General features: G+C 35.5%; 9 protein-coding genes. 2 read left to right on the top strand and 7 right to left on the bottom strand.

Features of this window, described 5'->3' with window-relative positions:
* The 4 genes from VK161_RS00185 to VK161_RS00200 are packed head-to-tail and all read right to left on the bottom strand — an operon-like array spanning position 1 to position 6,405.
* Complete coding sequence (locus VK161_RS00185; RefSeq protein ID WP_324212720.1) at positions 1 to 528, bottom strand: DUF3341 domain-containing protein; 528 nt, start codon at positions 526 to 528, stop codon at positions 1 to 3.
* A gap of 8 nt (positions 529 to 536) precedes the next feature.
* Positions 537 to 1,943, bottom strand: a complete 1,407-nt coding sequence (gene nrfD, locus VK161_RS00190) for an NrfD/PsrC family molybdoenzyme membrane anchor subunit (protein WP_324212721.1) — start codon at positions 1,941 to 1,943, stop codon at positions 537 to 539.
* A 28-nt stretch (positions 1,944 to 1,971) separates the two neighbouring features.
* Positions 1,972 to 5,034: a TAT-variant-translocated molybdopterin oxidoreductase gene (locus VK161_RS00195; protein ID WP_324212722.1), complete on the bottom strand. Its 3,063-nt coding sequence runs from the start codon at positions 5,032 to 5,034 to the stop codon at positions 1,972 to 1,974.
* Positions 5,035 to 5,067: 33 nt separating this feature from the next.
* Positions 5,068 to 6,405, bottom strand: coding sequence for a c-type cytochrome (locus VK161_RS00200; RefSeq protein ID WP_324212723.1), 1,338 nt, complete (start codon positions 6,403 to 6,405; stop codon positions 5,068 to 5,070).
* Between the two features lie 281 nt (positions 6,406 to 6,686).
* Between VK161_RS00200 and VK161_RS00205 the strand changes: the two genes are divergently transcribed.
* On the top strand, positions 6,687 to 7,079 hold the full coding sequence (locus VK161_RS00205) for an SPOR domain-containing protein (protein WP_324212724.1): 393 nt from the start codon (positions 6,687 to 6,689) through the stop codon (positions 7,077 to 7,079).
* Between the two features lie 52 nt (positions 7,080 to 7,131).
* Here VK161_RS00205 and infB read toward each other — a convergent pair whose 3' ends face one another.
* The 3 genes from infB to rimP are packed head-to-tail and all read right to left on the bottom strand — an operon-like array spanning position 7,132 to position 11,598.
* Complete coding sequence (gene infB / locus VK161_RS00210) at positions 7,132 to 9,843, bottom strand: translation initiation factor IF-2 (protein ID WP_324212725.1); 2,712 nt, start codon at positions 9,841 to 9,843, stop codon at positions 7,132 to 7,134.
* A gap of 37 nt (positions 9,844 to 9,880) precedes the next feature.
* Positions 9,881 to 11,122 (bottom strand): transcription termination factor NusA, encoded by a 1,242-nt coding sequence (nusA, locus tag VK161_RS00215; protein WP_324212726.1) that lies wholly within the window; start codon positions 11,120 to 11,122, stop codon positions 9,881 to 9,883.
* Between the two features lie 8 nt (positions 11,123 to 11,130).
* Complete coding sequence (gene rimP / locus VK161_RS00220; protein WP_324212727.1) at positions 11,131 to 11,598, bottom strand: ribosome assembly cofactor RimP; 468 nt, start codon at positions 11,596 to 11,598, stop codon at positions 11,131 to 11,133.
* A 176-nt stretch (positions 11,599 to 11,774) separates the two neighbouring features.
* Here rimP and VK161_RS00225 point away from each other — a divergent pair, with 176 nt between their 5' ends.
* Complete coding sequence (locus tag VK161_RS00225) at positions 11,775 to 12,599, top strand: universal stress protein (protein ID WP_324212728.1); 825 nt, start codon at positions 11,775 to 11,777, stop codon at positions 12,597 to 12,599.
* Positions 12,600 to 12,664 lie beyond the last annotated feature (65 nt).

Genomic DNA, 12,664 nt, shown 5'->3' on the forward strand with positions numbered 1-12,664 from the left:
TTAATGCTTTTCTATTACTTTAACTTCTACTGCTCCAGTATTTTTAAGGAAAGTCGACAATTCCTCTTCGTTATCTTTAACTGATACTTCCATTAAAAAATGATCATCAGTAGTTCTTACATCAGGATTTTCAGCTTTTTTAAATGGCCATAATTTACTTCTCATATAAAAGGTAATCACCATTAAGTGAGCTGCGTGAAATACGGTCAACTCAAACATTACCGGCACAAAGGCAGGCATATTTTGTATGTAACTGAAACTTGGTTTACCACCAATATCTTGTGGCCAATCAGTAATCATAATGTAATTCATCATCGTTGTAGCAACGGTTAAACCAATACAACCGTAGATGAAAGCACAAATTGCTAATCTAGTAGGAGCAAGTCCCATTGCCTTATCTAGTCCGTGAACCGGAAAAGGAGTATAAACTTCTTCAATGTGGTGATGTGCCTTTCTGGTTTGCTTTACAGCATCCATTAAGATGTCATCATCATTATATATAGCGTGTATAACTTTATTACTACTCATAATAATTATTAATGTTTATCTGAATTATGACCTGCTTTTTCTCTTTCTCTTTTGTAATTTTCTCCAGAAGATTTCAAAATAGTTTTAACCTCTGCCTGAGCGATTACTGGGAATGTTCTAGCATACAAAAGGAATAACACAAAGAAGAAACCAATTGTACCAATAAAAATCCCTATATCAATGTATGTTGGTGAGAACATTGTCCAAGATGATGGAAGATAATCTCTGTGTAATGAAGTTACGATAATTACGAAACGCTCAAACCACATACCAATATTTACTACAATTGAAATAACGAAAGAGAACATGATACTTGTTCTTAATTTCTTGAACCACATGAATTGTGGAGAGAAAACGTTACAAGTCATCATTGACCAATACGCCCACCAGTAAGGTCCAGTTGCTCTATTCAAGAACGCATATTGTTCGTATTCAACACCTGAGTACCAAGCAACAAACAACTCTGTGATGTAAGCAACACCAACGATAGAACCTGTAATCATGATTACAATATTCATTAATTCGATATGTTGAATAGTGATATAGGCCTCAAGATTAGATACTTTTCTCATGATGATAAGCAAAGTATTTACCATCGCGAATCCTGAGAATACCGCACCTGCTACGAAGTAAGGTGGGAAAATAGTAGTATGCCAACCAGGAATTACGGAAGTTGCGAAGTCAAAAGATACGATAGTGTGTACAGAAAGTACAAGTGGAGTCGCTAAACCAGCTAACACAAGAGAAACCTCTTCAAAACGTTGCCAATCTTTTGCTCTTCCGCTCCATCCAAAACTAAGGATAGAATATATTTTTTTGTTAAATGGTGTAACTGCTCTGTCTCGAATCATTGCGAAATCAGGCAATAAACCTGTCCACCAGAATACCAATGACACAGAAAGGTAGGTTGATATCGCAAATACGTCCCACAATAAAGGTGAGTTGAAGTTAACCCATAACGAACCAAACTGATTTGGAATTGGTACTACCCAATACGCTAACCAAGGACGACCCATGTGGATGATTGGGAATAAACCTGCTTGAATTACCGAGAAAATGGTCATTGCTTCCGCAGAACGGTTGATTGCCATTCTCCATCGTTGACGGAATAATAATAATACCGCCGAGATAAGTGTTCCTGCGTGACCGATACCTACCCACCAAACGAAGTTAGTGATATCCCAAGCCCAACCTACAGTTTTATTTAAACCCCAAGAACCGATACCTGTAGAAATAGTGTATATAATACAACCTACTCCCCAAAGGAAAGCTGCTAATGCGATAGAAAATACAGTCCACCACTGTTTATTGGCTCTTCCTTCAACAGGTGCAGCTACGTCTACAGTTACATCGTGATAATTTTTATCACCTATAACTAAAGGTTTTCTAATGGGTGCTTCGTAATGAGACGACATAATTCTATATATTGTTTCTTATTAATTACTAAATATTTCTAACTTTAACTTGATAAACCACATTTGGTTTCGTTCCAACACTTTCTAATAAGTGGTAAGATCTTTTATCTGCGGCTAATCGAGTTATTTCTGATTCTGGGTTGTTGACATCACCAAACATCATTGCTCCTGTAGTACACGCATTTGAACATGCTGTTTGGAACTCATCGGCTCTAACTTCTCTTCCATCGCGTTTAGCATCAAGAATAGTTTTTTGTGTCATTTGAATACACATTGAACATTTCTCCATTACCCCGCGAGATCTTACATTAACATCTGGGTTAACGACCATTCTACCTAAATCATCATTGAAATGATAGTTGAATTCATCATTGTTGGCGTACAAGAACCAGTTGAAACGACGTACTTTATATGGACAGTTGTTAGCACAATATCTTGTACCTACACAACGGTTGTAAGCCATATGGTTTTGACCTTGACGTGAGTGTGAAGTAGCTGCAACAGGACAAACCGTTTCACATGGAGCGTGGTTACAGTGTTGACACATTACAGGTTGGAACACTACTTGCGGATTATCAGCTGGCAATTCCATTTCTCCAAATCCGCTTAATGATCCTTTTTCACCCGTTAAACCGTCAAATTCATCTTTACGTTTGTTATCTCCTGCAAAAGTATCTTCTGAAGAATAGTATCTATCGATGCGCAACCAGTGCATATCGCGACTTCTTCTTACTTCATCTTTACCTACAACTGGAACGTTATTTTCTGCATGACAAGCAATTACACAAGCACCACATCCGGTACAAGCATTCAAATCGATTGATAAGTTAAAATGATGTCCAACAGAACGATCAAACGACTCCCATAAATCTACCGATGTAGCAGGAACTTCTTTGTGATCTAAAGATACCATTGGAACCGGATTCCATTCTTGTGGAGTATCGTATTTAGCTCTGAAAACTTCTAAAGTAGTTTCTTTAACGATGTCACCTCTACCCATTAAGGTTTTTTGTGATTGAACACAAGCAAACTCATGAACATCACCAGTACTCTTAACAGTTACCGATTGAACATTATTAAAATTGGTGTAGAAAGCATACGCATTAACACCTACTTGCATTTCTTCTTGCATAGCGGCTTTTCTACCGTAACCTAAAGCTAAACCAACCGTTCCTTTTGCTTGCCCTGGTTGAACAATAACTGGAATTGTCATTTTAACATTTCCAACAGTTACTTCAGCATAACTACCGTTTAATCCACCGTTTGCAACGATTTCATTCATCAACTTTAACTCTTTAGCATCAGCCTGAGAAACAGTTAAATAGTTATCCCAAGAAACTCTTGTGATTGGATCAGGAAACTCTTGTAACCATGGATTATTAGCTTGTTGACCATCACCCATTCCGGTTTTAGTATACAATACTAATTCCAATCCAGCTGGCTTTGATTGCGCTAGAGCGGATGCAGCAGCAGCATAATCAGCGGTTCCGCCAACTAAAGTAGCTTCTGCAGAAGCAGCAACTCCATCATGAAGCACTTTATTCCAAGTAGCACCGGCAGTGTAAGAGGCTGAATTTGCTTTGATGTAATCATAGTAGCTTCCTGGCGTGCCGTTGAGCAACAATAAAACATCTTGAAATTGTTTAGTATTGAAAAGAGGACGAATAGTAGGTTGAGTTAAAGAATAAGATCCTTTAGTCAAACTATGATCGTTCCATGATTCTAAATAATGTGGAGCAGCAGCAGCAATTGTAGTAACCGAAGCGGTTTCATCTTCTCTTAAGGAAAACGCTACTGAAAGTTTTGCTTTTTTCACATCTTTTGCAAAAGAAGCGCCGTCTGCTAAAGTGTAAACTGGATTCACACCACTCATAATAAGTGTATGAACATTTCCTGCTTTTAAATCAGCCATGAACTGTGTCATTTGCTGATTTGAGCCTTTTCTAATCAATCGTGCACTAGAAGCGTTGAATGCCTGACTCGTTAACACTTGATTAATTGCAATTACCAATAATTGAGCGTTTTTATCTTGGATACCCGAAACAACAACCCCTTTACCTTTTGCAGATAATAATTGTTGTGCCGCTTTAGTTACCTCTGCATCCAAGTCTTTACTTAGACTTGTCCCAACAGAAGAACCTGTAATTGCATTGTATAATTTAACTAGTGCTTGCTTTTGATTGGCTACCGTCATGGCAACTCTTTTATCTGCAGCAGCACCTGATAAGGTCATGTTTGATTCAAATTGAATGTGCTTCGACATTCTACCGTTTTGTGGAATTCTTCCTTTAGCATAACCGCTATCGTATCCGCCACCTTGCCAATCTCCTAAGAAATCCGCACCAACAGAAACAATGACGTCAGCTTTAGAAAAATCATAATCCACTAAAACTCTTTCACCATAAACAGCTTCAGCAGCATCTAACGCAGCTGATTCTGAAACAGCATCATAAATAATATGTTTAGAGTTTGGATTTTTTGCTAAAAAGTCGGCAATTAATTTTTCTGTAGATGGACTAGCTAAAGTATTAGTCAATAAAACAACTTGCTTACCTGAAGTTTTTGCTTCTGCCAAACTAGTTTTAATTGCTTTCTCAACATCAGCCCATTCTGCTTCTTTACCAGAAATTTTTGATTTTTTAAGCCTTTTACTATCATACAATGACAATACCGAAGCATGTACTCTTGCATTAGCAGTAAATTTAGCACCAGCTATAGTGTTGTTATCAATTTTAATTGGTCTTCCTTCACGAGTTTTTACTAAAAGGTTGGCAAAATCAAAACCGTCAAACATAGTTGTTGCATAATAATCTGCAATACCAGGGATAATTTCTTCTGGTTGAACAACGTATGGGATTGATTTATGTACTGGACCTTCACAAGCAGCTAATGTGGCTGCAGCTGTACTGAATCCTACGTACTTTAAAAAATCACGACGAGTAGTTGATGATGATGACAAAGACGCTGCGTCTCCTAAAAATTCATCTGTTGGAATTTCTTCAACAAATTCATTATTTTTAAGCGTCTCAACAATAGAACTATTTTCGTTTAGCTCTTCAACACTTTTCCAGTATTTTTTGTTTGATGACATCGTATATAAATATTTTAGCTTCTTAATAATTGATTAATAGTGACACTTACCACATTCTAAACCTCCCATATCGCTTACAGTAAGTTTATCTTTACCGTATTTCTTAGAAAGTTCAGCATGAATTTTATCGTAGTAAGCATTTCCTTCCATTTTAACATTGGTTTCACGGTGACAATTAATACACCATCCCATGGTTAAAGGAGCAAATTGTTTTTGAATTTCGTACTCTTGAACTGGACCGTGACATTTTTGACATTCGATACCTCCAACTGTTACGTGTTGAGAGTGATTGAAATAAGCAAAATCAGGAAGTTTGTGAATGCGAACCCATTTCACCGGTTGCGTTTTTCCAGTATATTTTTGAGTTGCTTTGTCCCAACCTACAGCATCGTATAGTTTTTGGATTTGCGCATCATAAAATGCTTTTGAGTATTCAGCGGTTGCAGTAGTATCAGCAACTTCAGAAATATTTTTGTGACAGTTCATACACACATTCAAAGAAGGAATACCTGCATTTTTACTTGTTCTTGCAGATGAGTGACAGTATTTACAATCGATACCATTACTTCCTGCGTGGATTCTGTGCGAATAGTGAATTGGCTGAATTGGCGCATAATCTTGGTCAACACCAATTTGACTTAAATACCCATAAACAAAGTATCCACTTGCCAACAACAAGAAAACTGCCGACACGAATACTAAAAATTGATTTTTTACAAATGCTTTAGGCAAAGCCAAGAAATCAAATTTTCTTTCAACACCTTCAATACCATTTGATTTAGCGATTTTAGTTAAAACATTGTTCACCAAGAACAACATCACCACCAACATCAACATTACCAACGAAAGCGCTCCTAAAATTACATTGTTTGAAATTCCGCCTTCATCTACTTTACCAACAACCGCACCAGCCACTGGAGTAACTTCTTCTTTTTTCTCAGAAGTATAAGCAATAATGTTATCAATATCTGTAGTAGTCAATTGCGGGAATGCTGTCATTACCGACTTGTTGTTCTCTTCGAAAACTTTTACTGCTTTTGCATCACCAGAAGCAATCAAAGCAGAACTGTTGTTGATCCATTTGTACAACCAAGCCATATCGTACTTATTTGCAACACCTCTAAGAGCAGGTCCAGTTGCTTTAGCATCTAATTTATGACATGCGGCACAATTGGTATTAAACAATGCTTTTCCAGCCACTGGATCACCACCAGAAGCAGCAGGCGCAGCAGCTGTTGTAGCCGCAGCATCGGCAGCAGGTGCTGGAGCGGCAGTTTCTTGAGAAAAAGAAGTTAAGGAGAACGTTAGCGCAAAAGCTAAACAGAAAATTATAGTCCTTGAAATCGAATTATGGTTACCCATTTTTTTCATGTGTTAGTATAATTTTTTCAGATCATATAAAATACATTCCTACAATAGTGCGTTCCTGTATTTATATAGCAAATGATAATTTACAATTTTTGGCATGCTTTTTAATGATTTTTATCAAAAATAACATTGCCCTTTTTAAAAAACCTGCACAAAAATACGACTTATCAATTATTCTCAAAACCTTAAATATATCTTAATTCTTAATTTATATCAATTCTAAATAATATTTTTGTTTTCCTTTAGTTATCTATGTGTTACATTTGCATTAAAATCAATATATTATGAATATTTCAACGTATAAAAAAGCTCTTTTTTTCTTTATTTTAAATGTATTTTTTGGTAAAAATAATTTGATTTTAAGTCAAAATATAGAAGTAAATCAGGATCCTAAATTTGAGCAATTATTAAAAGAAAAGAGAAAAATCAACTCGGGTATCACAATCAATAATCGCTATAAAATTCAGGTATTTACAGGCAATAATGAGTTGTCTAAAAAGGCTTTTGTAGATTTTAAAAAGGAATTCAAAGACTTTGATGCGACCATTGTGTTTAACACTCCTTCCTATAAAGTTTGGGTCGGAAATTATAAAACACGAATTGAAGCAGAAAGAAACTTGAAATTACTTGTAAAAAAATACCCAAATGCATTCATCATAAAACCAAGTAAGTTATAATTTTTATGATTTAATCATAAAAAAAATCCCCACTATTCAGCGGGGATTTTTTTTATTTCAACTTTTTCTTCACTTCCACTTCTTGGAACGCTTCGATTATATCGTATTGTTGTATATCGTTATAATTTTTAACCTGCATACCGCAGTCGTATCCTTTTGCTACTTCTTTTACATCGTCTTTAAAACGTTTTAAAGTAGCCAATTCACCTGTATAAATTACAACTCCTTCACGAATTAAACGTATTTTAGAGTTTCTGAAGATTTTACCATCAGTAACCATACAACCTGCAATTGTTCCGACTTTAGACACTTTGAAAATTTCACGTATCTCGGCTGTTCCAGTGATTTCTTCTTTCATCTCTGGAGAAAGCATTCCTTCCATCGCATCTTTTAAGTCATCGATAGCATCGTAAATAATAGAGTAGTTACGGATATCAATTTCTTCTTTATCAGCCAATTGTTTAGCATTTCCTGCTGGTCGAACGTTAAATCCGATGATGATAGCATCCGAAGCAGAAGCTAACATTACATCCGATTCTGTAATCGCTCCAACACCTTTATGTATAATATTGATTTGAATTTCTTCAGTAGATAATTTAGAGAACGAATCAGATAATGCTTCTACAGAACCATCCACATCTCCTTTAAGGATAATATTTAATTCTTTAAATTGTCCGAGCGCGATACGACGACCAATTTCAGCCAATGTAATGTGTTTTTGTGTACGAACGGATTGTTCACGCATCAATTGAGTACGTTTGGCTGCAATTTGCTTTGCTTCTCTTTCGTCTTCAAAAACATTAAATTTATCACCCGCAGTTGGCGCACCATCCAAACCTAAAATTGAGATTGGAGTTGAAGGTCCGGCTTCTTTAACCGAATTCCCTCTTTCATCGTGCATCGCTTTAATTTTACCATGATTCTTACCTGCTAACACATAGTCTCCTACTCTTAAAGTTCCGGCTTGCACCAAAATAGTAGTTACATAACCTCTTCCTTTATCCAACTGAGCTTCCACAACAGTTCCGACAGCAGGTTTATTTGGATTCGATTTTAAATCTAAAATTTCAGCTTCAAGAAGCACTTTTTCAAGCAATTCTTTTACACCTGTACCAATTTTGGCCGAAATATCGTGTGATTGGTATTTTCCACCCCAATCTTCAACCAATAAATTCATTCCTGCCAACTGCTCTTTAATCTTTTCTGGATTAGCAGCAGGTTTATCAATTTTATTGATGGCAAAAATCATAGGAACTCCAGCAGCTTGAGCATGACTGATTGCTTCCTTAGTTTGCGGCATGATATCATCATCGGCAGCAGCCACAATAATCGCGATATCAGTTACTTGAGCACCACGAGCACGCATCGCGGTAAAAGCTTCGTGACCTGGAGTGTCTAAGAACGTAATTTTTTGACCATTATCTAGAGTCACTGCATACGCACCAATGTGTTGGGTAATTCCACCCGACTCACCTGCGATAACATTTTCCTTACGGATGTAATCCAATAAAGATGTTTTTCCGTGGTCAACGTGTCCCATAACCGTTACAATTGGAGCACGAGAGACTAAATCTTCTTCTCTATCCTCAACTACTTCAATTGCTTCTTCAATATCAGTTGTGATGAATTCAACTTCATAGCCAAATTCGTCAGCAACAATTGATAAGGTTTCGGCATCTAAACGTTGGTTCATGGTTACCATGATTCCTAAAGTCATACACGTTCCAATTACTTTGGTAATCGGCACATCCATCATGGTTGCAACTTCACCTACAGTAACAAACTCAGTTACTTTGATTGTTTTGCTTCCTTCTTCAATTGCTTTTTGTTCCTCATCTGTACGTTGACGGTGAGAATCTCTTTTATCTCTTCTGTATTTTGCAGCTTTCGATTTGGAACCTTTTCCTTGTAAACGCTCTAAGGTTTCTTTGATTTGGTTTTTAACCTCTTCTTCCGTTGGCTCCACTTTTTGAACAATAGCTGGGCGATTCCCTTTTTGGAAACCTCCTCCAGGCTTATTGGCTCCAAATTTGTTTCCACCTGGTTTGTTTGCACCACCATTTGCTCCTGGAGTTCCTGGTCTGTTTTCACCTGGTTTTGGTGGAATTCTCTTACGCTTATTTTTATTCTCTCCTGGTTTTGGATCACCTGGCTTATTTGGAGTAATTTTTGGATCTTCTTTTTTCTTTTTAGGTTTTTCGAATTGAGCTAAATCAATTTTTTGACCTGTAATTTTCGGACCTGTTAAACTTTGGTATTGAGTTTCATGGGTTTCTTCAGTTGGAGTTTCCTCTACAACTTGAGCCACTTTTTTCTCTTCAACCTTTGGAGTTTCAACTTCTTTGGGAACTATTTTTTCAACAATTGGCTCAGGTTTTACTTCTTGAACTGGAGCCACTTTTACTGGATCTAATTCAATTTTACCTACTTGCTTTGGCCCGGAAACAACTGCTCTAGCCTTGATTACTTCAAGACGTTGACGTTCTTCTTCTTGTTTTCTCTTTTCCTCAATTTCCTTTTCTCTTTCAATTCGAAGCGCTTCTTTTTCTTTTCTAATCTCCTCACTCACCCCTTTAGAAGCTTCTTTATTTCCTTTATCACCAGCAAATTGGCCACAAAGAATATTATATACATCATCAGAAATTTTTGTGTTTGGACTTGCTTCAATAGCAATTCCCTTATCTTTTAGATAATCCACAGCTCTTTCTAAAGAAATATTTAATTCCCTTAAAACTTTGTTTATTCTAATATTTCCTTCAGACATAAAATCTAATTAATTTTTTATACTATTTTGGTGAGAATTAATCCTCAAATTCTTCTTTTAATATTCTGATAACTTCTTGAATTGTCTCTTCCTCTAAATCGGTTCTTCTCACTAAATCAGCCACATTTTGTTTTAAAATACTACGTGCAGTATCCAAACCAATTTTAGCAAATTCATCGATCACCCATCCATCGATTTCATCTGAGAACTCAGTCAATTCAACATCGTCTTCTTCTGCAGTGCTACCCTCTCTGATTACATCCAATTCGTAACCAGTTAGTTGACCTGCCAATTTAATATTATGACCACCACGACCAATCGCTTTTGAAACTTCTTCTAATTTCAAATACACTTCGGCTCTTTTGTTTTCTTCATCAATTTTGATGGAAGAAACTTTTGCTGGACTTAATGCTCTTGTAATGTACAACTGAATGTTTGATGTGTAATTGATTACATCAATATTTTCATTTCCAAGTTCGCGAACAATTCCGTGAATCCTAGAACCTTTCATTCCGACACAAGCTCCAACTGGATCAATTCTGTCATCATAAGAATCTACTGCTACTTTTGCTTTTTCACCCGGAATTCTCACTACATTTTTGATTGTAATTAAACCATCAAACACTTCTGGAATTTCTTGCTCAAACAATTTTTCTAAGAAAGCTGGAGCTGTCCTAGACATGATAATTTGAGGTTTATTTCCTTTTAATTCAACACTTTCAATAATTCCTTTTACATTATCTCCTTTTCTAAAGAAATCGGATGGAATTTGTTTTTCTTTTGGAAGTACAATTTCATTTCCATCATCATCAACCAAAATTACAACTCTTGGTCTTACATGGTGTACTTCTGCTGTGTAAATATCGCCAATTAAATCTTTAAATTGTTTGTAAAGATTGGTGTTATCGTGTTCATGAATTTTAGAAATAAGATTTTGGCGTAAAGCTAAAATAGCTCTTCTTCCCAAGTCGATTAATTTCACTTCTTCAGACACGTCTTCACCTACTTCAAAATCAGGCTCAATTCTTCGTGCTTCTGAAAGTGCAATTTCTTGATTTTCGTCTTCAACTTCTCCATCTGCAACAACAACCCTGTTTCTCCATATCTCCATATCTCCTTTGTCAGGATTTATGATAATATCAAAATTATCATCCGAACCGTATTTCTTTTTTAAAGCATTTCTAAAAACGTCTTCTAAAATCGCCATAAGCGTTACTCGATCAATAAGTTTATCGTCTTTAAACTCTGAAAATGATTCGATTAATGCAATATTTTCCATTATTCTTATTAATTAAAATTTATTGTAACAATTGCTTCTATTATTTCATTGTAAGGAATTTCAGCCTTTTTAATCACTGTTTCTTTTCCTTTTCCTATCTTTTTTGGCTCTCTGGCCGACCAAACTAAAGTTATTTTATCTTCGTCTGCATTTTCCAACTCTGCTTCAATTGTTTCAGATTTGGTTTTAACTTTTAGCGTTCTTCCAATATTTTTCTTGTACTGTCGTACCAATTTTAATGGAGAAGAAACACCTGCCGAGGCTACTTCTAAAGAAAAATCTTGTTCTTCTCTATCCAAATTATTCTCAACAATTCTGCTGATATCGATGCAATCCTGGAGTATTACTCCATTATCTCCATCCAAAGTTATGGATATTTTGTTAGAATTGTCGATGGTCAAATCAATTAAAAAAAGACTTGGCTTTTCTTGTAGTGCTTGATTCAACAATTCAATTACTTTGTCTTTAAATGTCATATTTTTATAAAAAGAGGGAAGCATTGCTTCCCTCATTATTTAGTTTTGATAATAAATAACGGTGCAAATATACAATTTTTTTTTAATGACAAATATCATTTACGAATCTTAAAAAAAATCCTTACCTTTATCAAAGAAAAAATAAACTAAATAAAACCAGTAATTTATATCTAATCATGAAAAAAATTTTAATACCTACAGACTTTTCTAAGCACGCTGAGTATGCTTTGAAAGTAGCTGCTCAAATTGCCAAAAAAAACGATGGTGAAATTATTTTATTACACATGCTTGAGTTGCCTCATCAAGCCGGTGATGCCATTGGCGCTGGAAAAGATATCCCTGAAATAATGTTTTTCAAAAATGCCGCAATCAAAAAATTGGAAGATTTAATGGATGAAGATTACCTTGACGGAATCAAAGTTTCTGAAGTAGTTCAGTTTGAATTAGCATTTGACGGAATATTAAAAATAAGTCAAAAAAACAACGTTGATTTAGTTGTAATGGGTTCACATGGAGCAAGCGGATATAAAGAAATGTTCATAGGTTCTAATGCTGAAAAAGTGGTTAGAAACTCTGAAGTTCCTGTTTTAATCATCAAAAAAGAGCAAGAAAACTTCGAAGTTAATGATTTCGTTTTTGCTTCTGATTTTAGTGATGAAGTAAAAAAACCTTTTGAAAAAGTAGTTGAATTTGCCAACAAATTTGATTCAACTTTACACTTAGCGATGATCAACACACCAAACGATTTTAAATCTACTTCTACTTCTGAAGAGATTATGAATAATTTTATTTCTAACTTCAAAGTAAACAAACATCAAACACACATCTATAACGAAACTAATGTTGAAAAAGGAATCTTAAATTTCTCTAACAGCATTAATGCCGATTTAATTGGAATGTGTACTCATGGAAGAAAAGGGCTGTCTCACTTCTTCAATGGAAGTATTAGCGAAGATCTAGTAAACCATGCCACTCGTCCGGTGGTGACTTTCAAAATATAACAACCAACCTAAATAGCAACTTAAAAAACCTCTCCACAATTCGAGAGGTTTTTTATTTGTTATAA

Origin of the sequence: Flavobacterium sp. (assembly GCF_035299245.1) — a bacterium.
GTDB lineage: Bacteria > Bacteroidota > Bacteroidia > Flavobacteriales > Flavobacteriaceae > Flavobacterium.

Coding starts and splice junctions, on each gene's coding strand:
- VK161_RS00185 (WP_324212720.1), bottom strand. CDS start 528: ATGAGTAGTAATAAAGTTATACACGCTATATATAATGATGATGACATC.
- nrfD (WP_324212721.1), bottom strand. CDS start 1,943: ATGTCGTCTCATTACGAAGCACCCATTAGAAAACCTTTAGTTATAGGT.
- VK161_RS00195 (WP_324212722.1), bottom strand. CDS start 5,034: ATGTCATCAAACAAAAAATACTGGAAAAGTGTTGAAGAGCTAAACGAA.
- VK161_RS00200 (WP_324212723.1), bottom strand. CDS start 6,405: ATGAAAAAAATGGGTAACCATAATTCGATTTCAAGGACTATAATTTTC.
- VK161_RS00205 (WP_324212724.1), top strand. CDS start 6,687: ATGAATATTTCAACGTATAAAAAAGCTCTTTTTTTCTTTATTTTAAAT.
- infB (WP_324212725.1), bottom strand. CDS start 9,843: ATGTCTGAAGGAAATATTAGAATAAACAAAGTTTTAAGGGAATTAAAT.
- nusA (WP_324212726.1), bottom strand. CDS start 11,122: ATGGAAAATATTGCATTAATCGAATCATTTTCAGAGTTTAAAGACGAT.
- rimP (WP_324212727.1), bottom strand. CDS start 11,598: ATGACATTTAAAGACAAAGTAATTGAATTGTTGAATCAAGCACTACAA.
- VK161_RS00225 (WP_324212728.1), top strand. CDS start 11,775: ATGAAAAAAATTTTAATACCTACAGACTTTTCTAAGCACGCTGAGTAT.